Genomic DNA, 25,124 nt, shown 5'->3' with positions numbered 1-25,124 from the left:
AATGACCCTGACCGATTTGGTGTTTAGTTCAATAAATGTAATCAGAATTTATTCTGATCTTGTTCAATCCTGTGACTACTCATTTTTTGATCAGTGAATAGTCTGAGTTGACTAAAGCTTCGCCCTTTCAGTCCCATTTTTTGGAACTTACAAGGGAATTTTTATACTAAAATAAAGCTCAGACTCCTGCCTGCCGATCAAAAAGAACCAATCCTACAGGAGAGACTCTTCCCGAGGACAGTGAGAATACCACTTTTCGATCAATCAATTCTTCTATTTTTTTCGTCAAATGGCTAATGTATTCATCGTTTAGATTTTCGCCAGTAACCAATACGTCGATCACCTTAGTATCGCTACCTCGAGCAATATCTCCGGTCAAAACGACTTGCTCTACTTCGCCCATTCGATCCAATATTTGCTCTAAAAGCATGTCAAGTCCAAGGTATTTTCTAATAATATCCCGGATATTGGTGTAGAAGGGGTGATTTTGATTGGCTTGGTACTCTATTTTATTCTTATCAAGATGAGATATCAGTATACCTGCTTGGGTTAGATTATTCAATTCCTTACGGATTGCATTGGTAGACTCACCAAACTCTTCGGCTAATCCTCGTAAGTGGCTATGGTTTTGTGAGTTCACAAAAAACTTGATCAGAAGCTTCAGCCTCGTCTTAGATGTGATTAATGACTCTAACATAAAAAATTTGTAAGAATGAGTAACAAAGGTACTCATTTACAGAAACTGAAAAAATAAAAGTGCTCTTTTTTGATAAAAAAGAGCACTTTTCAAAGATTTATAAGTTATCCTTTATAAACATCCAAAGGCTTTTTTTGGAGGACCCCTCTAAAGAGCACACCTGACAATCCGCTAAATGCACCTAAAAGAAATCCTATAATGCCAGTTAATGCTATTACCGAAGTCCCAGATCCCAAACCCATCAATTCCCCCATTCTATCCGGTAGTGAGCTTGAGTTAACAATACCCAAGTAAATACACTGCCCAAGCCAAGTTAGCCCCATTCCTAAGCCTCCTCCAAAAAATCCACCTAAGCCGTTTGGATTAAGCAGCGTACTTAAAATCAATATGCCAATCATAACCACCCAATAAGGGGCCACAGGATTCAGGAAAACCACCAGTAATGCTACCAGGACTGTCAATAAAATAAACCGCATCTATTGTCTCTTTAAAGTTGTTTTGAAAAGAATTCCGTCTTCTTCGGAGGATTTTTTAAGACTGAAATCCACATACTCACCATTTGCCCAAATAGGAATAAAATTCTCATAAAATCGGCTACCAGGATTCCCTGACTGACCTCCTGGATAAATCCCAAATGCCTGAATCTGTTCTCCTAGTTCTACCACCATGCGCCAGCTCGCTCCATGCCTACTGCCAGTAGCATTCAAAATCCCAGATCCACCACCCGTGTAAACATTTGAAACTGAAAAAGATTTGAAATTGGGCACCAGATGCTGTATGGTAGTCCTCTTGTAATTTGCCCATGTAAAATCCCCTTCCTCCTGCTCCCATTTTTTCATGGCTACCATCAGAGAATCAAACCCAACTTTGACATGGTACTCGGCAGATTCTAATGCTTCTGTAGATTTGATGTCAAAAATGGAATCAGTTCTATAATTGGCAAGCAAATCAATGGTCTGATATGCATTTGGACGAACTACCGGAGCTTTATTTTCCATCAATTCACCCCAAACACTTTCCATTATCTTGCCAAACCAAATACTGTAAAGGGTCTGTCCCTTTTTGTTAGGATCAGCAAAGAAGTCCCATGCTCTAAGCTCTTTGACATACTTATCTGCCTCAGCCGATTCTACCTCATAGGTACCTAGCAAATTAAGCATGACCGGCAAAGCTTCAGCAGCTTGTAAATTGAAATTATCAAACTGAAGCGATTTCATATCCTCTACTGTGATCTGACTCAGCTCCATGAGTTTAGAATTTAATCTTCTGTTTCGATAGTGCTCATAGGAGTTATCAAACACATAGTAGGGGTAAGATGAGTCCACTGGATGCTGATTGGCGGAGGAAACAAAACCTCTCTGAGGATTTAGAGTACTGGCATTATGATCATTCGGGATAAATCCCTGCCACTCCATTCTAGGATCAGAACCATCCAAGAAAAATTTACCCTGGCCAGGCCATTTGAGCGGGAATTTTCCCTGAATCCTCATGGCAATATCTCCGCTTTTTGAGGCAAAAACAAAGTTCTGAGCCGGCGCTGAATAATGGTCCAACGCTTCATTATAATCTGCATGACTTTTAGCTTTGTTGAGCTTTAAAAATGTTTTTTGCTCATTGGAACCTTCATGCACAATCCACCTCAGGGCAAAATTTACATCCTGACGGTTGCTTTTAAATGTGCGGTCATACACCACAGGGCCATAATGGGTGTAGACAACAGTATCCACATAGGTTTCTTTTCCTTTTATCTTGATTTCCTCGATTCTTACCCTAGTCTCTTTCCATTCATTCCCGTATTTATAGGCACTTCTCTCAGTATCTTTAAATTCAATTTTGTACCAGTCTCTGGTATCCTTGGTCGCATTGGTTACTCCCCATGCGACATGCTCGTTAAATCCTGATATAACTCCCAATGCACCTGGAAGAGTGGCACCTTTTACAGAGTGCTCAGGTGTGCTTAGCTGCATTGCATACCAAAGCGAAGGTAAATTCAGACTTAAATGGGGATCATTTGCCAAAATTGGATTTCCATTTTTGGTTTTGCTACCGTGAACAGCCCAGTTGTTGGATCCCGTACCTTCCACAGGTTGATCTATGGGTTCAATGACCAATTCATCATTAGGAAAATTGATACTGTCAGGCTTAGTTATTGACAGAGGTTGAAAATCCCAAACACGTTCTTTTTCAATTACGGGATCATTTTGTTTTGGAAAATCAGGATATAACCTATTTAGCTTGGCTTCCCCAAGAATTTTCCTAAGGTTTGAAAACTCAAGGTCTCTATCCCCGACTAACATATCGGACATGTACTTTAAAAGCAATAAAGACTTATAGGCAGACCAGGGCTCAGGTTGATAATTCAGTATTTTGTACTCTACTGGGAGCTTAGCAGCTGTGAGTTGATTAATATACTGATTTACTCCATCGGCATAGGCCTCCACTAGGGCCAGTGTTTCTGGATCATTTTCTTCCAAATATTTGATCCCCAACTCAGCTCCATAAGCTAGACCTTTTCTTCTTGTCATCCGGTCCAATTCCAAGGCCACCGGACCAACTATTTCAGAAATTCTTCCCGCAGCTGCCCGGGTCTGAAACTCCATTTGCCAGAGTCGATGCTTTGCAGTGATATATCCCTGAGCTCGGTATAAATCCAAATCATTTTGAGCAAAAATATGAGGTATAAGATGCTCATCATAAATAACTTGCACTTCATTAGAGAGATTTTCTAAGACTAATTCCTGATCAGCTAACTGATCCTCACTGAAGGAATTTTGCCAAAATCCATGATAGGGATCAAGAAGTGGTGCCAAAGGAGGGATTTGTCCGAAAGGCCTAGAGACAAAGATGCCTAGAGCCAAGGTGAGGCTAAAGACAAAAATGAATGATAAATATTTCATTTCATTGAGAAGTAGGTCGATAAGGGGTAACTGGACTATAAACTACTAAAAAAAATTAGAGCCAAAAAAATCCCCAGAATTTTGACCTGGGGATTCATGTCGAATTATCGGACAGAAACTGGAAGTTTTAACTTTTCCCATCTTATGACAAAGCCGGGAGATTCAAGATCTATTGATAGTTTTTCAGAAGAAGTTGATTCCCAAACAGGGGTAACTTCAACCTTTAGGACATCATTTTTTTCATTATACTGAAAATGACCGTGTTCCAAATCCCAATCTGAATTAAATATGACCGTCCAATTCCCACTTTCTTTAGGAATTGTAAAAATGGAATATTTCCCAGCTTTGATTGGCTGACCTTCAATGACCATATCAGAAGAGAAATCGATGTAGGTTGCCTCGTTTGCGCCTGTCCTCCAAACTACATTATATGGCACCAAATCTCCCCAGATTGTCCTTCCCTTGACAGATGGGGATCCATACTGAATTTTAATTTGCTTTCCGCCAATTTGACCTTCTTTTACCTCCAACGGACTTGGTCTTTGTTCGGTAGCCGTCTCTTCCACTGATGCTTCGGATGCCACTTCAGATGTTTCAGAAGTTTTTGGTTGGCAGGAATAAATTAAGGTAAAAACCAAAGCTGCAATCCAAAGGCTGTGTTGCTTTTTCATATTTAGGTTGAATGATTGACCGATAGTAAGTACGCAAAATTAAACTAAATGATCTGAAAAAATTTTATCCATTGATCCTGATTAGCTAAATGCTGGATCCTAAAAATTCAAATTTTAGCTACTTCATCAGCTAAATCAAACCTGCAGGCATCTGTCAAGAATGGGATAGAACTGATTCTAAAGTAACTTAAAAAACAAAAACCACATTCCAAATGCAAAAGTCACCAATCGAACGTTTTTACCTTGGATTGTGATAATGGCTCGTTCTATTTGAGTAAAAATTGCCATTTTTGAAATCCACAGTTGAAAGGAGCTGTCCAATAAAGTCAAGGAAATGCCTTTTTATTGAGGTGATAATCAAAATGGATTACCTTCTCAATCAAGAGGCGAGCTTATGAAAAGAATGAAAATCAGATGAAATACCTCACCGGGATCATTTTTATTTTGAGTCTATTTATTTTTTCCAGCGTGTATATTTCACCTGAAATCTTTCCATATGCGGGACTTCTTCCATTTTTGATTCCTGTAGTGATCATTTTCAATATTTTACTATTTCTCCTTTTAGCCCTTGCTTGGAGAAAACTTGCGCTTCTACCGCTCGCCTGCCTTTTGCTGGGGTATAAATTTTTATTCATCACCTTTCAGATTAATCCCAAAAAAGATGATGCTATTGGACTAAGGGTATTGACATACAATACGCACGGATTTTTTTATAGAAAAGAGAAAAGTGATGAGTTGGATTCTAATGTCTTTACTTGGCTTGCTGATCATCCTGCTGACATTAAAGTTTTTCAAGAATTTTACCAAGATTATACTTCAAGCAGCAGGAATGCAGTCAAAATATTCAGCAAAAACGGTGAGTATGAATATGCCTACCAAGTTCTCGATGGAAACGACAAAAAAAGATTCATGGGCATGGCCATATTTTCCAAATACCCAATAGTGAATGAGGGGCTGATTTTTGATAATCAAAAATCAAATGGGGCGATGTTTGCTGATATTGAAGTGGGCAAAGATACCCTTCGTATTTACAACGTTCATCTTGAATCAATGGCTATTCAAGCTGAAGCACTGGAGACTTATGACCAGGCAAAACAGGTCTATCGACAGACTCTTGGCAAACTTCATCGCGGAAGTTTAAAACGAAACGAACAACTGAGTTTAATTTATGAGCATCTCAGTAACAGTCCGTATCCGGTAATCCTGATGGGAGACCTAAACGAAATCCCTTATTCTTATGCCTATTTTAAGCTGAGCCAAAAGCTAAAAAACGCCTTTGAAGTAGCAGGAAGAGGCTTTGGCTTTACCTATAACCGAGTGCTTTTTTTCCTAAGAATAGACCATATTTTCTCCACGCCAAGCATTATTCCAGTGCAGTTTGATACCCATCGGGAAGTGGATTATTCTGATCATTATCCAGTGTCTGCCACATTTACCTGGGATGGACTGGATCTTTGATTTTTTGATCCCATACCTTTTTCAATGGAAAAAGTAAAACAGGAAGTAAAAAAAGGTCCGCTAAAAGAGCGAAAATGAGTGAAAAACTAATGAGTAATCCCGTGAAGTGAGTCACCCCAAACTGGCTGAAAATCAACAATCCAAAACCGCTAACCAAGATTACAGAAGTCAAAACTATCGCTTTTCCTGTATCGATAAATGTGCGCTTGATTGCATAATGGAGATTTTTCCCTTTAGCTAGTTCCAATTTAAGTTTTGATATAAAATGGATCGTATCATCGACTGCAATACCGAAAGCGACCGTAAATAATATTGCCGTTGTCAGTTTAAATTCAATTCCAAGTAGCCACATCAATCCAGACATCCAGATTAATGGGATCAGATTGGGGATCAGCAATACTAATGACAATCTCCAAGATTTAAACAAAGCTCCACCAATCAGGCCAACAATCAAAAAAGCCACACCAAGCCCTTTTGCCATTTGTCTGGTCACAGACTCATGTCCTCGATCTATCAAGTGTGCTGTACCTGTCCACTTTACTTTAAGGAGGTTTGGATTTATCTCCTGATTGCAAAAATTTATAAGCTCGGCCCGCAATTTTCCCATTTGCAGACTTCCAAGATCAGGAGACCTTCCAGTGATCCGACCTGTCATTCGGTCAGCCGAAAGCACTTTCGGCCCATCCAGACTCAACGCTTGATCAAAATAGCGATTCATCCGTAAGTATTGACCTTGAGAGGGCAGTGAAAAAGCTTTTGGATTTCCTTGATTTTGTGCTTGGTTAAGCGTCTTGACTAAGCTGAGCGGAGAGATATACTCTCCCTCACCAAAAAGCTCAATGAGCTTGCCTTCTACTTTTTCGATCTCTTTTAGGACTGATAGGTCAAGTAAACTTTTACCATCTTTTCCTTTCTCCAGATACAATTCAATGGGGTTGGACCCACCATATTGTTGATCGAAGTAGGCGAAATCTTGCTGAATGGGATGGTCCAAAGGTAGGTTATCCAATAAGTATCCATTGATTTTGATTTGAGAAGTTAAACACAGTCCAAGCGTGGAGATCGCCAGAAAAGACAATGCAATCATTTTCCGCCTTTGAATGATTTTCTGCAGGAGAAAGACAAAAAGACGGTCACTTTTTGAAGTTAGCTTGTGATTGGATTGACCAATTGGAAATGCATGAAGTAAACCGGGAGTAATACCCAAAATAGCTAAAAACAAGATCAAAATCCCGATTCCAGTCCAAAGACCAAAACCTTTCAAGGCTGGAATGGATGTGAAATACAGAGAAATAAATCCTATTGAGGTAGTAAAAACCGTCAAGGCAACCGCAAAAGTCAACTCTCGAAAAGTATCTTGAATCGCTTGATCTTTGCAAAGTCCGGTATCTAGCTTTTTGATCAAATGAGTGAAATAATGAATTAAGGCACTCAATCCCACTATCAAAAATATAGTCGGTTGCATCACCGACATGATATCGAGTGGCTTTCCTACCAAAAGTATCAGACCAAAAGCCCACAAAATCCCGATCACCAAAACCAAAATGGGTATCAGTATACCCCAAGGTTTGCGAAAAACCCAAAAAAGAACAAGTAACATAAGCCCCAAAGAGGCCCCGATAAACATTACAAATTCCTCCTGCATCAGGCTTACAAAATCGCGCTGAGTCTGGATTTTTCCTGCTACAGCATATGGCTCTATTTCCTGCTTATCAAAAATTCCGAGTATTTCTTCATAAAGCTGATCCCCCTCCTTTTTACTGAGCTGAGAGTCATTTTGGATCAAAAAAAGGAAACTACTTCCATCTTGGGCAATTAATGAACCTTTGAACTGCCTAAGTTTTGACTCCGAATTTTGAAGATTTTGTTTGCTTGACCAGTCCAATACCGGAAAAGTCTGAAGTCCAAAGGCATTGACAACTGGTATCTCAAGGTCAAAAATGGAAATTAGGGTATCTATTCCACTAAGAGATTGTATTTCGGTTTTGACCGTTGCTAGGTGTGAAAGGAAAGCAGAATCCAACAACTCTCCTTCCCGGTTGCTAAATGCGAGAAGAAGGTAATCATTATCGCTTCCAAAATTCTTTTCATAGACTCCCCGATAAAAAGACAAATCTGGATCATCATGAGGAAAAAACTGCTCAAAGTCATAGTCAAACTTAGGGATGGGTCTGAAAATCAACAGTAATCCAGTCAATAAAGCACTGATAATAAGAAGAAAATAAGAGAATGATTTTCCGAACATTAGATAAATGTCTGTGGGTTGTAAAAACAGCCTTGACTCAATTTTTAAAAGAGCAAATCGGAAAAGAATGTTTTTTAAATTCTTCGATTCCTTAACTTGCCAAGTAAGTAAATAAGCCAAAAAAATGCAGCAATATCACGATTTGATGAAGCGAATTCTCGCAGAAGGAGTAAAGAAAACGGACAGAACAGGCACCGGAACGATTTCCATCTTTGGACATCAGATGCGTTTTAACCTTGCAGATGGTTTTCCTGTAGTTACTACCAAAAAACTTCACCTTCGCTCCATTATTGTCGAATTGCTTTGGTTCCTCCGTGGTGACAGTAACATCACATGGCTTAAAGAAAACGGAGTATCCATTTGGGATGAATGGGCTGACGAGAATGGCGATTTAGGTCCAGTCTATGGCTATCAGTGGAGACATTGGCCGGACGGAAAAGGCGGCGAAATCGACCAAATCAAAAACCTGATTCATCAGATCAAAACCAAACCAGATAGCCGACGTCATATCGTGAGCGCTTGGAATGTGGCCGATGTGGACCACATGGCCTTACCTCCATGTCATACCATATTTCAATTTTATGTGGCAGACGGCAAGCTTTCCTGCCAGCTCTATCAGCGAAGTGCCGATGTCTTTTTAGGTGTTCCTTTTAACATTGCTTCCTATGCCCTATTCACCATGATGGTGGCACAGGTATGTGATCTTAAGCCTGGGGAATTTATCCACACATTTGGCGATGCACATTTGTATCTAAACCACCTAGAGCAAGCGGAACTCCAACTCAGCCGCGATATCCGCCCTCTTCCTACTATGAAAATCAACCCCGAGGTAAAGGATATTTTCGGATTCAAATACGAAGACTTTGAGCTCCTCAATTACGACCCACATCCACATATCAAAGCTCCTGTAGCGGTGTAGAGGGTAAGAGATTGAAAGATTTGGAGAACATACCTTTAACTATCAGAAATACTTCCAGAAAATTTAAAAAGCCCCGAATTTTTAAAAATTCGGGGCTTTTGCTTTTAATTTCCTAACTCGTACTTGAGGGTTTTTCCTTTTTCCACCGCAGGCAAACCTTCTGTCATCCAAAGCGGAGCCGGAGCACCTTTGAGGTAATGGTCAAAAAACTGACTCAATCGAACGGAAAGATCTTTGGCATTTTTTCGTTGCACCAGATTGTGATCCTCTCCATTGTACTGAAGCAACCAAGCTGGTTTATTCAAACGTTTCAAAGCCATAAACATTTCGATGCCCTGATACCAAGGCACTGCCCCATCGGCATCGTTGTGCATGATCAGGACGGGAGTTTGCACTCGGTCCATGGTAAATAGCGGGGAGTTTTCGAGGTAATACATCGGTTTTTCCCAGAGCGTACCTCCTATTCGGGATTGGGTCTGTTCGTACTGGAACATGCGGCTCATGCCTGTACCCCAGCGGATTCCGCCGTAGGCTGAAGTCATATTGACTACCGGAGCACCAGCTCCTGCTGCTTTAAACATATTGGTTCGTGTGATCAAGTACGCGACCTGATAGCCTCCCCAGCTTTGGCCTTGGATAGCCATATTTTCGGTATCCACTCCGCCTTTCGCAATTACGGCCTGCACACCCGGGATTATGCAGTCATAGGCACTTGGTCCCGGAAGGCCAAGATCATACTTGATGTCCGGCACGAAAACCAGGTAATCATTGCTTACGAAATAGGGAATATTAATCGTAGATCTACTTGGAGCTGGAGCGCGGTAATTGTGCAAAGTCTCGCTGTTTCGCTCGTAGAAATAGACCATCATCGGATATTTTTTAGTGGCATCAAACCCTTCCGGCTTAAAGAGCAATCCTTGAAGTGGTGTCCCGTCATTGGACAAGTAAGAAACTAATTCCACACTTCCCCACTTGATTCCAGCCTGTTGAGGGTTAAGATTCGAAGCTTTGGTAAGGGTTTTGAAAGTCAAATCCGTCAAATAGATATCCGGATTTTCGCGGTAAGTTGATCGACGGACAATCACCTGATTTGACTCTTGAGCCTTTCTAATTCCCAAATAGCGGTGAGCAGACATCAGTACCTGCTTAGGCGCCGACTTTCCTTCATAAGTTGAAGTGAAAAAACCATTATCCTTGGTTAATTCATTGAATGCAGAAAGGATCAAGAGTTCTTTGGGATCGATTGAGGTTTCATCTGCTTTCAGCTGTTCCCTTCTGAACGTGATTTGCTTTTTACGTCCCTCACCCAAAGTAAGACTGACTGCACTGGTAGGATTTTTAGGATCAATTTTCCAAATGTCAAAACGATCATTGATCAGAATTGCTGCATCTCCTACCAACCATCCTTCTGAACCGTAACTACCCGGCAAGGATGGTGAATCATGGATTTCATCATAGAAAGGAACTGATATCCTTTTGGTCAGATTGATCTTAGCTTTGGATTCAAGATCATAGGCTACCCAAGAACTGTCTCGAGCGTCATACCAATAGGCATATTTCCCTTCCGGAGAAAGTCTTGGCGAGCCAGAAGCATTTTTCTCGATCAGGGTTCTGGTTCCAGTTTTAAAATCTACCGAATATAAATCTCTGCCAATCTGAATATCCCAACTGTAACTTCTTCGATAGGGTGCGTCAGTCCAGGCGAGTGCAAAGTCTTTGGTGATTTTGTTTTCCATCATCACATGTTCTACCTCAGGGGTTCCAAGTTGGGTAATGGAAAAATCGAGTAGATTCAAGGTCGCCAAATAGGTTTTTCTTTCTTCCTGAGACTTGTTTTTGAGCTGCATCGGCTGGATTTCAGCCTCCTGCCACCCCCAAATATCCAAGCTTACCCGTTCTTCATCCAATATGGTAGTGTCAGATTCATAGGCATAATCCATATAGTCTTTTGCTACTCCGAAAAACAATCGACTCTCATCTTCTGAGAATCTTAAGCTTCCATCAGGACTTATTCGGCTGTTTTCTAATTTCAAAGCACTCTTTTCCACTTGGGTAGCCAAATCACCTTCTTTTATATCATATATATATAAGGTGTGAGTTGGCTTTTTGGCCTTCAAAGAATCATCTGTTGCGATAAATGCAAGCTTTGCAGATTGAGGTGAAAACACCAAATTGGAATAGGTGGTCATCTTCTCATGGACAAGTTTACTTTCTCCCGTAGACAAATTCAGAAGATAAACTGCTGCATTGTCTGCTTTTTCTTCCTCAGCTAAGGTGTACTGAAGAAAGTCTCCATTTGGTGTGAAGCTGTAGGATTTTACTCGCTCAAACTCCCAAGTTTTTGCTCCATCAAGTGATCGAACCAAAAGTTTGGTCCCATCAGTTTTCTTAGGTTTTTCAATTTTTGCAGTAGAATCCGTTTTATTGGTAGCTATAGAATCTTTTGGCGCATCTTTTTTGGGAAGTTCTTTCTCAAAGTGAATGGCAATCCAGCTTCCTTTTTCAGTTGGAATCGCAAAAGATTTAACTCTTGGTAGTTTTTCTACTTTTCGGGTAGTTAGGTTCAAAATAAACAAGCTATCCTTGGGTATGTCATCAGCTTTCTTTTTCCGAAGTTTTAAAACCCGAATGGAATCCTTTTGAGGCGTAATTTTCCCTATCGCATATTGATCATCTGATGAAAAATTGAAAGATGTTCCTCTAGGAATAATGACTTTTTGAGTCGGATTTTTAAATGGAAAAACCTCAATTCTTCCATCACCATCTTGGGGAGAAATCTGAAATCCGACGAATTGACCGTTTTTGGTAATTTTTTCTGAGGAAAGGTTCTCCCAGCCATCGTAATCCGCGTGAGTTAAAGATCGCTTTTGCTGAGCAAAGGAAATCTGAGTCAACAAGGCCAATCCAAACACCCAAGCCCACTGCTTTACTTTCAACATGGTACTATTTGCTTATTGGTTTAGTGTAAATTCTCTTTCAAAATAACCTCCTCGGGTTGAAGAAAGCTTTATTTTCCCTTTTATGGCTTCTTTACCATCTACTTTCACTTGGAAAGTAGCGGTCTTCTTCTCACCTACTCCGGTATATCCAGAATAGATGGTCTTATCAAATAATGAGGGAGAAGTAATTTTCACCTTGGCGTTTTCATAGCCTTTGGTCAATTCCTTATCAAAATCCAGGGATACACGGTCTTCTTGCACAATTTTAACCAGCTTAGCTTGTTCCAATGCCACTGGCAGTTTTCCGGAATTAGTCCATTCCAGCGTGATTTCAAATTCACCGCTTGAGAGCTTTTTCACCTTGAGATCATTGATAGTCAGCTGCGGCAGTCTCTTGGCCATTGCAAGGTTGAAGAGTGCTTGTTTTTTAGCCCAATCCTCTAGCTGCCAAGGAGGACCATTTTGTCCAAAAAATTTAGGATGAAAACCACCTATTTCAATATCTCCCAAAACAGGATGGGTCATTGGAGTCCAAGGTTTGAACCCCTTACTTCCATTTGCCTCATCGTCCCACATTAATCCATCATAATCGTCATAAACTCCATCTCCGTCATAATCCTTCATGGCACCATTGTTCCACAACTCATCTCCATACCAGATACTGCCATAATAGAAATACCCGAAATCAGGTCCATGACCAAAAAGTGGTTCAGGTTTCAAAGGATCACCAGTCATAGAATTGACTTTATAGCGAGTAGCGTAGGTTTCATACACATCTCCGGCCCAAGGATAGGCTGTAAAGGATAATCCCAATTGATCCATCTCTTTATAAATTGCTAAATCCTGAGGATACATGCGCTCCTCTGATTTGGAAGTGGAAGGTGGGCGCAAATGCATCGGCACACGGGTATCCATGGAATTGACCACAGAAATATTAGGATGGCTGAGTACCCATAGGGCTGTGGAGCGTGTTTCTATTTCACTGAGAGGATAATCACCTGCACCAAATTGGGTATAACCTCTGCCGGTAAGATCTCCACCTGTATTTGGTCTCCAGTTTTCGGGATAATTGCGATGAAGGTCTAGTCCTCCTATCCCATCTTCATTATAGGAACCATCGCCGTCGTTATCAATTCCTTCAGTATACACTAAGTAATCTCCTTTTCCAGGAAAGGTGCGCTTCATTAATCGCCCTTTGGGATCCTTAGGATCGATGACGAAATTAGCCTTTTCCTTTTCTTCCTGAGTAGAGGCTTTTTTCCTCATCTGATAGATAATACCATCCCCGTCCAAATCTTCTTCAGGGTCCTCATCAAGAAGCCCATCTCTGTCTGTATCGTTTGGTCGAACAGTACTTCTATTTCTCTGTTCGGTATACAAATACATATTCGATCCATCAGGGTTATTTTGGGGGCGGAGGTAAATAACTTTTGAGTCAATCAATGCAGTGATTTCCGGATCTTTTCCGTAGTTCTCCAACAAATGCTGAGTCAACCAAAGTATGGATTCACTGGATGTGATTTCTCCTGAATGGCGACCACCTTCAAAGTAAGCAGCAGGCTTATCAGTATCTTTTCCAGTCTTTTTATTGGTAATGGTCATTTGGTAGATAGGCCTCCCTTCAAAAGAGTACTCAATCACATACAGATCCACAATATCTGGAAACTGCTGAGCCCATTTTTCATACCAATGGTACATCACATCCACCGTATGATATTTATTAAAGGTAAGCTTTTCACCGGGGGTGTATTCAACTTCTGCAAAGACAAACTTCTTAAAAAATGAAGGTCCGTGTCTTTCACCAGAAACTGTATAAAACTTAGATTTTTGGTTTTTTTCCGGGAATTGTTGAGTTGGATGAAAAGATTTCACCTGTGCAGTAGAAAAACTTGCACCTAGCAAGCATATCAATAACAAGTAGGTTTTTCTCATATTCTATAGGGTTGGAATTCTTAAAAGTAAAAAGAAGGCCTAAAGCCTTCCCAACCACTCAAAAAAAAAGACCTTCAAGAGGCCTTACTTTTTTATCATTATTTCGAAAGTCTCAGCTTTTAAAGATGTATGCCCTTTAGCTGGCTTACAATTAGGAAGCTGCCTAACAACAAAATCAAGTCTTTCTTTCAAACCCTTGTCTTCTGCTTCTAAAAGCTCAAATCCAACTATCCTTCCAAAAGAATCAACGTTAACCAAAAACTTAACTTGATCCAATTCTTGGCTTTTCTTGGTTCTAAAAATAAAGCTTGAGTAGGAATCGATTATTTGATTTACATCACTTTCAAATTCCCAGCTTGGAGACTCAACAGAAGAGGAATTGCTTGATTTAATAGTCAAACCAGTCTTTTCTTCACCATTTAAAGCAAATGAAAAGGTGGTTGAAAGACCTACCAAAGCAAATGCGATAACGATTCTATGTACAAAAGAGGTTTTCATGACCATTTATTTGATACAAGTATACGGCTAAGATTCATTCCAGCAAAATTTTGAATAAACTTTTTTGCAGAAAATTGAATAAAATGAGTCAATCAACCCTTAAAAAAAGCATTTGGTGCCAAAACCTAATGGAAAATATTTTCCAAACCTTTCGAGTAACAAATTCAGAATTAGGAAACTAGTGGGAAAGGAAACAAAAAAGTCTTGCCACTGGCAAGACCCTTTTCAGAATATAAACCCAAATATAACTTTAGAGATTAAAAGTTTTCGATTGATTCTTAAAAATTCGGATAAAATTCTACCAACAGCATATAACCTAGGTAAAAATCATTAGCACCAAATTTTCAATTGTTTTTAATCTACTGGTCCAAAATAAATAGATTCGAAGATCAATTACAAATTGAAAAAATAATTTTGCAATATTTTGAACAATCTCTAATTTACGGCATCCTTTATTAACAATCATCTAAATCCACTAAAGGAAAATGGACAAAATTTTAGATATCGATAACATAGACCTAAAAATCATCTCTCTTTTAAATGAGGATGCTAAAACACCTTACACAGAAATCGCTAAAAAGGTATTTGTTTCTTCCGGGACTGTCCATGTGAGGATGAAGAAATTAGAAGATATGGGTATTGTCAAAAGTGCAACACTAAATATCGATTTTTCAAAACTCGGCTACGACATATCTGCATTTCTAGGAATTTATCTTGAAAAAAGCTCGCTCTATGACAATGTTATTGAGAAACTTAAAGAAATTACTGAGGTGGTAAGCGCTTACTATACTACCGGCAACTATTCCATATTCGCAAAAATTATTTGTCGAGATACAAATCACCTCAGATTAGTATTAGACAAGATTCAAAAAGTTGACGGAATTGACAGAACTGAGACCCTGATTGTACTAGAAGAAAGTATCAACAGACCGATCCAGTTTTTTGATAAGTAATAATACCTCTATTTAGATTAAATCTAATTTAAAAAATTTTAAAGATTTACTCTAGTTCAACCGAAAAAGATTCACTCTTTTTCGGTTTTTATTTTTTAAATCAACACACACACTATCAAATCATTATAAATTTTTTCCATCCCAAATCATCTATGTTTCATAGATTTTTAAAATGACTTCGAACATATTTTTTTGATTAGTTGTTGTACATTCGCATCCAAAATATAATTAGTCTAAATAACTCAGCACATGAGCAAAGACAACCAAATTCTAGAAGAACTAACCTCCAAGGAATATGAGCATGGCTGGTCTGTAAATTACGAGACAGATGAAGCCCCAGCAGGACTTAATGAAGATATTATTAGATGGATCTCTTCCAAAAAAGAAGAACCCGAATGGCTTTTGGAATGGAGATTAAAGGCTTTTAGAACTTGGCAAAATATGACTGAGCCAGAGTGGGCTAATGTTCATTATCCGAAGATTGATCTACAGGCTTTGAAATATTATTCCGCTCCGAAACAAGCCAAAAAACCAAAAAACCTGAATGAAGTAGATCCAGAATTGATTGCCATTTATGAAAGGTTAGGAATATCACTCAATGAGCAGAAGAGGCTTCAGGGCATAGCAGTCGATGCAGTTTTGGATTCAGTGTCTGTTGCGACTACTTTTAAAGATACCCTTGGTAAACTTGGTATTGTTTTTTGTTCGTTTAGTGAAGCTGTAAAAGAACATCCAGAACTCATTAAGAAGTATTTGGGATCAGTGGTTCCGATGACTGATAACTACTATGCGGCTTTAAATTCAGCCGTTTTTTCCGATGGATCGTTCTGCTACATTCCAAAAGGGGTAAGATGCCCAATGGAACTATCCACCTACTTCAGAATCAATGCAGCAAATACGGGGCAGTTTGAAAGGACATTAATCGTTGCAGACGACTCTTCTTATGTATCTTACCTAGAAGGCTGTACAGCTCCACAACGAGATGAAAATCAGCTCCATGCTGCAGTAGTCGAAATTTATGCTGGTGCACATGCAGAGGTGAAATATTCCACAGTACAAAACTGGTTCCCAGGTGATAAAGAAGGCAAAGGAGGAATTTACAACTTTGTAACTAAGCGGGGAATCTGCGCAGGTGATCATTCAAAAATCTCCTGGACTCAGGTAGAAACTGGTTCTGCCGTGACTTGGAAATATCCTTCATGTATTCTTAAAGGAGATTATTCGATCGGAGAGTTCTATTCTGTTGCTGTGACCAATAACTATCAGCAGGCAGATACCGGAACCAAAATGATACACATTGGTAAAAACACCAAATCAAGGATTGTTTCTAAAGGCATTTCTGCTGGCAAATCCCAAAACTCTTACCGAGGACAAGTACAGGTAATGAAGCGTGCAGATAATGCAAGAAACTTTTCGCAATGCGATTCCTTATTAATGGGTGACCGATGCGGTGCTCATACTTTTCCTTACATCGACATCAATAACCCGTCAGCGAAAGTTGAGCATGAAGCAACTACTTCAAAAATTGGTGAAGACCAGATTTTCTATTGCAATCAGCGTGGAATCGCCACTGAAGATGCAGTAGCCTTGATTGTCAATGGCTACGCAAAAGAAGTATTAAATCAGCTCCCAATGGAATTTGCTGTAGAAGCACAGAAACTATTGGCACTTACCCTAGAGGGTTCTGTAGGATAAACCTCTGATTGAAAAATTGGAATATTTAAAATTGAAAAACTAGAATCATGCTATCAATAAAAAACCTTCATGCCTCAATTGAAGGAACTGAAATCCTGAGAGGTATCAATCTTGAAGTAAAAGCAGGCGAAGTGCATGCGATCATGGGACCAAATGGTTCTGGAAAATCAACTTTAGCTTCTGTACTTGCCGGCCGTGAAGAATACGAAGTCACAGAAGGTGAAGTAATTTTCCAAGGAAAAGAACTCTTGGAAATGGCTCCTGAAGATCGTGCAAGAGAAGGTGTATTTTTAGCTTTCCAATATCCTGTAGAAATCCCGGGGGTTTCTTCTACTAACTTCCTCAGAACAGCCCTCAACCAAGTACGTGAATACCGAGGTCAAGAGCCTTTGGATGCGGTGAAATTCCTTTCACTCATGAAAGAGAAAATGGCATTGGTTGAAATCGATCAAAAACTTCTTAGCCGTTCGCTCAACGAAGGCTTTTCAGGTGGAGAAAAAAAGAGAAATGAAATCTTCCAAATGGCAATGCTGGAGCCAACGCTCTCTATCTTGGACGAAACTGACTCAGGATTGGATATTGACGCGTTGAGGATTGTTTCCAATGGTGTGAATAAATTGAAATCAGACAAAACGGCTACTATTGTAGTGACTCACTATCAGCGCTTGTTGGATTACATTGTTCCTGATTTTGTGCATGTGTTGTACAAAGGAAGAATTGTAAAGTCGGGCACCAAAGAGCTCGCACTTGAACTCGAAGAAAAAGGCTACGACTGGATCAAAGAAGAAGTTGATTCTACAGCTACTGTCTGAACTCAAAACTATAACTCATGAGTACCTTGACCCAACAAGATACATTTCAAGGGCTTTTTGCAGCAGCTCCAGAAAACTTCCTTTCCATTCGCACTTTAGGAAAAGAAAGCTTTCTTTCTCAGGGCCTGCCGACAGTAAAAGCCGAAGAATATAAATTTACCAACATCAGTAAAAAGCTGGAGAACGCTATCAAAAGCTTCTCCCCTTCCCTTCCTTTTGAAATTTCCGAAAGTCAAGTAAAATCGGCTTTATTTGAAGATTTCCAAGGTGATGTGTTGGTTTTTTCTAATGGGAAATTTCTTCCAGAACTCTCCTCTTCCATTGAAGGAGTAGAAGTAGCTACACTTTCGGAAAAGCCTGAAACTGCTTTGGGAAGTATTGCCAAAGCTTCCAAAGATCCTTTTGTTGCGCTTAATCAAGCTTCTTTTGCTGATGGAATCTTCATTTCGGTACCAAAAAAGGTTCAAATCGAAAAACCTATTTTGCTGCTTTCTTTTAACAAAGAAAACGCTGGACAAGTAATCCAACCAAGGGTTTGGATTGAAGTGGGTGACTTTGCAGAAGTGACGTTTATTGACCAAAGTATTAACCTGAGTGATTCAGCATATTTTGTCAATAAGGTAGTGGAAGTGAAAGGTGGAATAAACTCGCAAATCAGCTACTATAGGCTTCAGAATGAAGGAAAAGGCACGATCGAAGTCAGCAATTTCGAAACCGATATTCAGAAAGACGCCAAGTTCACTTCGGTAAACATTTCGCTTTCTGGCGATATGGTAAGAAATAATCTTAGCCTGAATCTTCTTGGCAGTAATTCCGAAGGAAATATGTTTGGAGTGTACTTGCTCAATGGGAAAACACATGTGGACAATCACACCAACGTAGACCATACCATTCCGCACGCGGAGTCCAACGAACTTTACAAAGGCATCTTGGCTGACCAAAGCCGCGGAGTATTTAACGGGAAGATTTTCGTCCGTCAGGATGCGCAGAAGACCAATGCTTTCCAGCAAAACAACAATATCCTCCTTTCTGACGACGCCATCGTCAATACCAAACCACAGCTAGAGATTTGGGCGGATGATGTAAAATGCTCTCACGGATGTACCGTAGGTCAGCTGGATGAGGAAGCTCTCTTCTATCTTCAGGCAAGAGGAATTGACAAGACTTCCGCAAAGGGCCTCTTACTTTATGCATTCGCTGGCGAAGTACTTGAAAAAATCGAAGAAGAAAGCTTCCGTAACCATGTCGTAAACCTGATTCAGGAGCGATTGGGAAGCAAATTCTAATCCCATGAGTTTTAATATAGATCAAATCAGGGGCTTGTTTCCCGTACTTCATCAAGAAGTGCACGGCAAGCCCTTGATTTATTTTGACAATGCCGCGACCACTCAAAAGCCAAAGGCTGTTTTAAAGGCCTTGCAGGAATACTACGAAAAGGACAATTCAAACATCCATCGAGGTGCTCATGCCTTGGCCGACAGGGCAACTCGCCATTATGAAGAGACTCGAGAAGCTGTCAGAGATTTTATTGGCGCAAGAGAAGCGGCCGAGATCATATTCACCAAAGGAACTACCGAAAGTATCAACCTGGTAGCTAAGACTTTTGGGAGAAATTTTATCGGCAAGGGTGACGAGATCCTTATTTCCACCATGGAGCATCACAGCAACATTGTGCCTTGGCAGATGGTCTGTGAAGAAAAAGGAGCAATACTTAAAGTCATCCCCATTACCGAATCCGGTGAAATTATTTGGGAAGAATTTGAAATACTACTTTCTTCCAAAACCAGATTGGTCAGCATAGTCCATGCGTCCAATGCACTTGGCACGATCAATCCCGTTAAAAAAATAATCGACGCGGCCCATGCCGTGGGTGCAAAAGTACTTTTGGATGGTGCCCAATCTACCTCGCATCTGGATATTGACGTACTGGACTTAAACTGCGACTTTCTGGCCTTTTCAACTCATAAGCTGTATGGACCGACGGGTCTTGGAGTACTGTATGGCAAAAGAGAAGTCTTGGAAGAAATGCCCCCTTTCCTAGGAGGAGGGGAAATGATCAAAGAGGTGACCTTTGAAAAAACCACCTACAATGAAATCCCCTTTAAATTTGAAGCCGGCACGCCCAATATTGCTGATGTGATTGCTTTCAAAGCCGCCTTAGATTTCGTTCAGAGCCTGACAAAACCCAAAATAAGAGCTCATGAGGATGCACTTTTGGACCATGCGAATGAACTGATGAGTGGAATCAAAGGATTTATTCCCGTAGGAACTGCTTCCGAAAAAGTCTCTGTTTTGTCGTTTAACATCAATGGAATGCATCCGTTCGACGTAGGGCAAATGCTCGACGCCAAAGGTATTGCAGTCCGTACTGGCCATCACTGTACCCAACCTTTGATGAAACGATTTGGAATCGAGGGAACTGTAAGAGCCTCCTTTGCGGTTTACAATACCAAATCAGAAATTGAAAAGCTGGCGGAAGGTGTCGCCCAAATCGCACGATTGAAAAACAAATGAGCACAATCAAGGAGGTACAGGACGAAATTGTTTCAGAATTTGAAATCCTCGGGGATGACAAAGAATCCACGATATTCTACATCATGGAATTGGGAGGAAATCTTAAACCCTTTCCAGAGACTGAGCGAAAGGAAGAAAACATCATCAAAGGCTGTCAATCAAAAGTTTGGCTGGTCGCTGAGGAAAACGAAGGAAAAGTTCAGTACCAGGCAGATTCAAATACAGATATCACCAAAGGACTGATTTCTCTTTTGATTCGCGTACTGGACAATCGAAGACCGGATGAAATTATTCATGCCGATCTGGATTTTATCCAAAAAATCGGAATGGGAAGTATCATTGGAAGCCAGCGATCCAATGGATTGGCTGCAATGATCAAGCAAATGAAACTCTACGCACTGGCTTTTCAAACCAAGCAAAACGCCTGATATGGAAGCTGAAAAACCTATAGAAAGCACTAATCAAGTCGAAAACCTTCGGGACAAAGTCGTGGCGGCCATCAAGCAGGTCTATGACCCCGAGATTCCTGTGGATGTATATGAATTGGGCCTGATCTATGAGATTACCGTCTATCCGGTCAATAATGTCTATGTGCAGATGACATTGACCTCGCCTAACTGTCCTTCGGCTGAGTTCATACCTTCTGAAGTCAAGGATAAAATACAACAGATCATGGGAGTGAACAACGTGGAAGTAGAAGTAACTTTTGATCCACCCTACTCCCAAGACATGATGTCTGAAGTGGCCAAACTTGAATTAGGATTTCTTTAAAACCGTAAAATATAAACTCAACAATATGTATCCTGAAGAACTAATTGCTCCCATGAGAGCAGAACTCTCCAACGTAGGATTCCAGGAGTTTCGGACAGCAGAACAAGTGGCTGAACATCTTGGACCAAATCATAAAGGAACCACCTTTGTGGTGGTCAACTCTGTATGTGGTTGTGCTGCAGGAGCGGCTCGCCCAGGAGTAAAATTTGCCTTGGAGCACGCTTCCAAAAAACCAACTACACTCGCTACTGTATTTGCAGGTAACGACCGCGATGCAGTTGCCAAAGTACGAGAGTTGGTATTACCATATCCTCCTTCTTCTCCTGCCATGGCATTATTCAAAGACGGAGAATTGGTACACTTCATTGAAAGACATCACATCGAAGGCAGAAATGCCAAAATGATCGGTGACCACTTGGTAGAGGTCTTCGAACATTTCTGCGATTAATTAAAGCCCTTCGGGGCTTTTTTTCTTAATAAAAAACCACATTATCCATTCTATAAAACCAATTTATCCTCTATTTAGGCAGTAATTGATTTACAATCAGTCATTTACTCTTAAGGAATATTTGTTAAGAAAAACTCACATAATAATGACTTTGATCATGGAATAAAATCCTTAAAAAATGGTCAGTTTTATTAACTTAAGGCCGATTTTAGAGTTTAAAATGAAATACAATCTAACAATATATGTCTGACTCCGCCAAGCTGTCCTACAAAGGACAAGAATACGAATTCCCGGTAATCATCGGTACAGAAAACGAACCAGCAATTGACATCGCAAAACTCAGAAGTGCAACAGGATTAATCACCCTTGATTCAGGCTTCAAAAACACGGGTTCTACAACTAGTTCAATTACTTTTCTAGACGGTGAAGAGGGAGTATTAAGATACAGAGGTTACCGAATTGAGGACTTGGCAGAGAAGTCCAGCTTCATCGAAGTTGCATACCTCCTGATCTACGGAGAGCTACCTACACAAGCACAATATGAGGATTTCACCAGACAAATCACGACTCACACCCTTGTGCATGAAGATATCAAGAAAATCCTTGACGGTTTTCCTTCCAATGCCCACCCAATGGGAGTTTTGTCTTCATTGATTTGCTCTCTATCAGCATTTTATCCAGATTCACTCAATCCTAATGCAAGCGCAGATGATGTTAATCTCAGTATCATCCGCTTGATTGCCAAAATGCCAACATTTGCTGCATGGGCATACAAAAACAAGATGGGGCACCCAGTAAATTATCCTGACAACTCCCTAGATTATTGCTCCAACTTCCTCAAAATGATGTTTGCGCTCCCTGCAGAGCGATATGAGGTCGATCCAATGGTGGCTAAGGCGTTGGATGCATTACTGATCCTCCATGCTGACCATGAGCAAAACTGCTCTACTTCTACAGTTAGAATTGTTGGCTCTTCTCAAGCTTCTATTTATGCTTCCATTTCAGCAGGCATTAACGCACTTTGGGGACCACTTCATGGCGGAGCAAACCAATCTGTAATCGAAATGCTGGAAGCAATTAAAGCAGACGGTGGTGATGCTAAAAAATACCTAGACAAAGCAAAAGATAAAAACGATCCTTTCAGATTGATGGGCTTTGGACACAGAGTTTACAAAAACTTTGATCCAAGAGCTAAAATCATCAAGAAAGCCGCAGATGATGTCCTAAGCAAGCTTGGAGTGAAAGACCCAGTATTGGATATCGCCAAAGAGTTGGAATATGCTGCATTGAATGACCAATACTTCGTGGACAGAAAACTTTATCCAAACGTAGATTTCTATTCGGGCATCATTTACCGTGCATTAGGAATTCCTACAGATATGTTTACGGTTATGTTTGCGCTTGGACGTCTACCAGGTTGGATTGCTCAGTGGAAAGAAATGAGAGAAAACGGCGAACCTATCGGAAGACCTCGTCAAGTATATACCGGTGCTACCGAAAGAGATTACGTGACCATGAACAAACGATAATTGATAAAAATCAAACAATTGAAAAAACCAGCTTTGCCAAGCTGGTTTTTTCTTTTTCCACATTTCCATACTTGGATTTTTACGGATATTTGGAAACTCGAAAACTTCATTCCAGTTTACATGAAACCAACTACACTAGAAGAAGCAGTTGCTTTGACACAAAAATTCACATCCAGGCCCAGCAATGAGGAGCTTCTTCGACTTTATGGCCTTTACAAACAAGCAACTGAAGGAGATAATGAAGGGGAAAGGCCAGGTGGCTTTGACTTCAAGGCAGCAGCAAAATACAATGCTTGGCTTATCCTGAAAGGTAAATCTAAAGAACAGGCAACTCTTGATTACCTGGACTTAGTCGAAGAGCTATCTAACAAATACATGTAATTTCAATAGCCTGAAGTGCCTATTCAGGCTTTATTTTTTCTCCCAAAAAAACCTGCCAGCATACTTCCAAGCACCAATTGCTGAATGTGATAAAACATCACCGGCAAAAGTACCAAGCCCAATATGGCAGGATCGGGGAAAATCACTTTTCCAATCACCACTCCATGAACCAAGGACTTCTTGGAGCCACAGAAAAGTGCCGTAATCCGATCTTCCTCCGAAAAGCCCAAAAAAGTGCTCATGCTGTAAACAAGAATCATCACTGAAATAAAGATTCCAAGCATGATCCCTCCTATTCCTAACAAAACCGGAAGGGAATAGGCAGAAAATATATGCTGGGAAAATGAATCTGAAAAAGAGGTAAAGACAATCATCATAATGACACTTTGATCTACATACCTGAGTTTAGGCAACACCCTTTTCAACTTCGGAAACAGCCAACCGTGACTCAAAATACCCAAAGTCACCGGAAGCAAAACTTTCAATGATAGTTCTCCCAAAGTGGACCAAAAATCCAATTCGCCATCCACTCCCCCGGCTAGAACCCCCATCCAAGCAGGGGTAAGAATAACTCCAAACAAGCTGGAAATACTTGCATTGAAAATAGCTGCTGGCAAATTGCCTCCTGCTATCGAGACCATCACGACAGAAGCACTAACGGTAGACGGCAAAGCTGACAAATAGCTGACTCCAAGCTTGAAATCCTCATCGATCCATGGGAAAAACCTGAGGAGAAACCACACCAAAAGAGGAAACAACAAAAACGTACAGCTTTGAATGAGTAAGTGCAACTTCCAATTGGAAAGTCCAGACTTCAACTGTACAGGGTCAAGTTTTACGCCATAAAAAAAGAAAACCAGACCAATTCCCACGTTGATCACCGGTTTCCAAGGTAGGCCTGATTGGGATGATCCATACTCAGGAAGTAGGGCGGCCAGGGCAATTGCCACAAAAAGACCAATCAAAAACCAATTGATTCCTACCTTATTGAGCGTCTGGATCAATTTGTTTTTCACTTACCAATCAGCCTTTTGAAGTTATCACAGAGGATTGCCGTTGCGATAGCGACGTTCAAGGATTCTGCTTGTCCAAAACCCGGAATGGTTACTTTTTTGGTCACCCACTTTCCGATTTCCGGGGAAATTCCCTTGGACTCATTTCCCATCAAGATTACCCCTGGCTCTATTTGGGTCAGCTCATGTACATTATCTCCTTCCAAAAACGCCCCATAAACAGGCAATTTCCACTTTGCAAAAACCACATCCAGATTTTCATAGAAAAACTGCACCCTGGTAAATGATCCCATAGTTGCTTGGATCACTTTGGGATTGTAAAACTCGGCCGTTTGGGGAGAAAGCACCATTTTTTTGATTCCGTACCAATCGGCAATCCGGATGATGGTACCCAGATTGCCTGGATCTCTTACATCATCCAAGGCAATAATCAATTCACGATCAGAAGGAACAAACGATGTATTGGATTTCATTCGGACAATAGCCAATGCCGAATCATTGGATTGGTATTGCCCTAGCTGCTCGAGCTGGCCTTGAGTCACCCGAATCAGCTCACTCTTATACCCTTTCAAAAACGGGGAATTTCTACTTTCGAAACTCTCCGTTACCAAAAGTAAATCCACTACAAAATCTGATTTGAGTACTTCCACCACACTTTTCTCCCCCTCGACAAAGAATAAACCCTCTGCTACTCTGTATTTCTTTTGATGTAAGGATTTTATAAACTTAACTGTATTTTTGCTTAGCATTCC

At 40.5% G+C, this 25,124-nt stretch carries 22 protein-coding genes; 12 read left to right on the top strand and 10 right to left on the bottom strand.

Features of this window, described 5'->3' with window-relative positions; all coding sequences use genetic code 11:
* Window positions 1-178: 178 nt before the first annotated feature.
* From ACFPIK_RS00560 to ACFPIK_RS00545, 4 genes are all read right to left on the bottom strand, one after another.
* On the bottom strand, window positions 179-697 hold the full coding sequence (locus ACFPIK_RS00560; RefSeq protein ID WP_377911119.1) for a DeoR family transcriptional regulator: 519 nt from the start codon (window positions 695-697) through the stop codon (window positions 179-181).
* Between the two features lie 104 nt (window positions 698-801).
* A complete protein-coding gene (locus ACFPIK_RS00555; RefSeq protein ID WP_377911117.1) occupies window positions 802-1,173 on the bottom strand; it encodes a hypothetical protein in 372 nt (123 codons plus the stop codon).
* Window positions 1,174-3,594: a penicillin acylase family protein gene (locus ACFPIK_RS00550; RefSeq protein WP_377911115.1), complete on the bottom strand. Its 2,421-nt coding sequence runs from the start codon at window positions 3,592-3,594 to the stop codon at window positions 1,174-1,176. It lies immediately after the preceding gene.
* Window positions 3,595-3,698: 104 nt separating this feature from the next.
* Window positions 3,699-4,265, bottom strand: coding sequence for a DUF2911 domain-containing protein (locus ACFPIK_RS00545; protein ID WP_377911114.1), 567 nt, complete (start codon window positions 4,263-4,265; stop codon window positions 3,699-3,701).
* Between the two features lie 414 nt (window positions 4,266-4,679).
* Here ACFPIK_RS00545 and ACFPIK_RS00540 point away from each other — a divergent pair, with 414 nt between their 5' ends.
* Entirely contained in the window at window positions 4,680-5,723 is a 1,044-nt protein-coding gene (locus ACFPIK_RS00540) for an endonuclease/exonuclease/phosphatase family protein (protein WP_377911112.1), read from the top strand.
* Here ACFPIK_RS00540 and ACFPIK_RS00535 read toward each other — a convergent pair.
* Window positions 5,698-7,920 (bottom strand): efflux RND transporter permease subunit, encoded by a 2,223-nt coding sequence (locus tag ACFPIK_RS00535; RefSeq protein ID WP_377911110.1) that lies wholly within the window; start codon window positions 7,918-7,920, stop codon window positions 5,698-5,700. The genes ACFPIK_RS00540 and ACFPIK_RS00535 overlap by 26 nt on opposite strands.
* A 172-nt stretch (window positions 7,921-8,092) precedes the next feature.
* On the opposite strand from ACFPIK_RS00535, the gene ACFPIK_RS00530 reads away from it, so the two are divergent.
* On the top strand, window positions 8,093-8,887 hold the full coding sequence (locus ACFPIK_RS00530; protein WP_377911108.1) for a thymidylate synthase: 795 nt from the start codon (window positions 8,093-8,095) through the stop codon (window positions 8,885-8,887).
* Window positions 8,888-8,991: 104 nt separating this feature from the next.
* Here ACFPIK_RS00530 and ACFPIK_RS00525 read toward each other — a convergent pair whose 3' ends face one another.
* The 3 genes from ACFPIK_RS00525 to ACFPIK_RS00515 form a co-directional block, all read right to left on the bottom strand.
* Window positions 8,992-11,826, bottom strand: coding sequence for a S9 family peptidase (locus tag ACFPIK_RS00525; protein WP_377911106.1), 2,835 nt, complete (start codon window positions 11,824-11,826; stop codon window positions 8,992-8,994).
* A gap of 12 nt (window positions 11,827-11,838) precedes the next feature.
* Complete coding sequence (locus ACFPIK_RS00520; RefSeq protein ID WP_377911104.1) at window positions 11,839-13,758, bottom strand: M14 family metallopeptidase; 1,920 nt, start codon at window positions 13,756-13,758, stop codon at window positions 11,839-11,841.
* An 84-nt stretch (window positions 13,759-13,842) separates the two neighbouring features.
* The gene (locus ACFPIK_RS00515; protein ID WP_377911102.1) at window positions 13,843-14,256 is read right to left on the bottom strand and encodes a hypothetical protein; all 414 of its coding nucleotides are present in this window, start codon (window positions 14,254-14,256) and stop codon (window positions 13,843-13,845) included.
* 485 nt (window positions 14,257-14,741) lie between these two features.
* On the opposite strand from ACFPIK_RS00515, the gene ACFPIK_RS00510 reads away from it, so the two are divergent.
* From ACFPIK_RS00510 to ACFPIK_RS00465, 10 genes are all read left to right on the top strand, one after another.
* The gene (locus ACFPIK_RS00510) at window positions 14,742-15,209 is read left to right on the top strand and encodes an Lrp/AsnC ligand binding domain-containing protein (protein WP_377911100.1); all 468 of its coding nucleotides are present in this window, start codon (window positions 14,742-14,744) and stop codon (window positions 15,207-15,209) included.
* 249 nt (window positions 15,210-15,458) lie between these two features.
* Window positions 15,459-16,904: a Fe-S cluster assembly protein SufB gene (sufB, locus tag ACFPIK_RS00505; protein WP_377911098.1), complete on the top strand. Its 1,446-nt coding sequence runs from the start codon at window positions 15,459-15,461 to the stop codon at window positions 16,902-16,904.
* A gap of 47 nt (window positions 16,905-16,951) precedes the next feature.
* The gene (gene sufC, locus ACFPIK_RS00500; RefSeq protein WP_377911096.1) at window positions 16,952-17,716 is read left to right on the top strand and encodes a Fe-S cluster assembly ATPase SufC; all 765 of its coding nucleotides are present in this window, start codon (window positions 16,952-16,954) and stop codon (window positions 17,714-17,716) included.
* A gap of 17 nt (window positions 17,717-17,733) precedes the next feature.
* Entirely contained in the window at window positions 17,734-19,002 is a 1,269-nt protein-coding gene (sufD, locus tag ACFPIK_RS00495; RefSeq protein ID WP_377911094.1) for a Fe-S cluster assembly protein SufD, read from the top strand.
* A 4-nt stretch (window positions 19,003-19,006) separates the two neighbouring features.
* The gene (locus tag ACFPIK_RS00490) at window positions 19,007-20,230 is read left to right on the top strand and encodes a SufS family cysteine desulfurase (RefSeq protein ID WP_377911092.1); all 1,224 of its coding nucleotides are present in this window, start codon (window positions 19,007-19,009) and stop codon (window positions 20,228-20,230) included.
* Entirely contained in the window at window positions 20,227-20,658 is a 432-nt protein-coding gene (locus tag ACFPIK_RS00485) for a SufE family protein (RefSeq protein ID WP_377911090.1), read from the top strand. Before ACFPIK_RS00490 ends, ACFPIK_RS00485 begins: the two co-directional genes overlap by 4 nt.
* A 1-nt stretch (window position 20,659) precedes the next feature.
* A complete protein-coding gene (locus ACFPIK_RS00480; protein WP_377911088.1) occupies window positions 20,660-21,001 on the top strand; it encodes an iron-sulfur cluster assembly protein in 342 nt (113 codons plus the stop codon).
* 25 nt (window positions 21,002-21,026) lie between these two features.
* The gene (locus tag ACFPIK_RS00475) at window positions 21,027-21,449 is read left to right on the top strand and encodes a BrxA/BrxB family bacilliredoxin (RefSeq protein WP_377911086.1); all 423 of its coding nucleotides are present in this window, start codon (window positions 21,027-21,029) and stop codon (window positions 21,447-21,449) included.
* A gap of 242 nt (window positions 21,450-21,691) precedes the next feature.
* Window positions 21,692-22,978, top strand: a complete 1,287-nt coding sequence (locus ACFPIK_RS00470) for a citrate synthase (protein WP_377911084.1) — start codon at window positions 21,692-21,694, stop codon at window positions 22,976-22,978.
* A gap of 120 nt (window positions 22,979-23,098) precedes the next feature.
* Window positions 23,099-23,359, top strand: coding sequence for an acyl-CoA-binding protein (locus tag ACFPIK_RS00465; protein WP_377911082.1), 261 nt, complete (start codon window positions 23,099-23,101; stop codon window positions 23,357-23,359).
* Between the two features lie 23 nt (window positions 23,360-23,382).
* Here the strand turns inward: ACFPIK_RS00465 and ACFPIK_RS00460 are convergent, their stop codons facing one another.
* A complete protein-coding gene (locus tag ACFPIK_RS00460) occupies window positions 23,383-24,375 on the bottom strand; it encodes a bile acid:sodium symporter family protein (RefSeq protein ID WP_377911080.1) in 993 nt (330 codons plus the stop codon).
* A complete protein-coding gene (locus tag ACFPIK_RS00455; protein WP_377911078.1) occupies window positions 24,372-25,121 on the bottom strand; it encodes a TrmH family RNA methyltransferase in 750 nt (249 codons plus the stop codon). The genes ACFPIK_RS00460 and ACFPIK_RS00455 overlap by 4 nt, the downstream gene beginning before the upstream one ends.
* Between the last annotated feature and the right edge of the window lie 3 nt (window positions 25,122-25,124).

This window comes from Algoriphagus aquatilis (genome assembly GCF_042657405.1).
GTDB classification, from domain to species: domain Bacteria; phylum Bacteroidota; class Bacteroidia; order Cytophagales; family Cyclobacteriaceae; genus Algoriphagus; species Algoriphagus aquatilis.
Note: the sequence above shows the minus strand (reverse complement) of the source record. Positions and strands in the feature narration are given on the sequence as shown.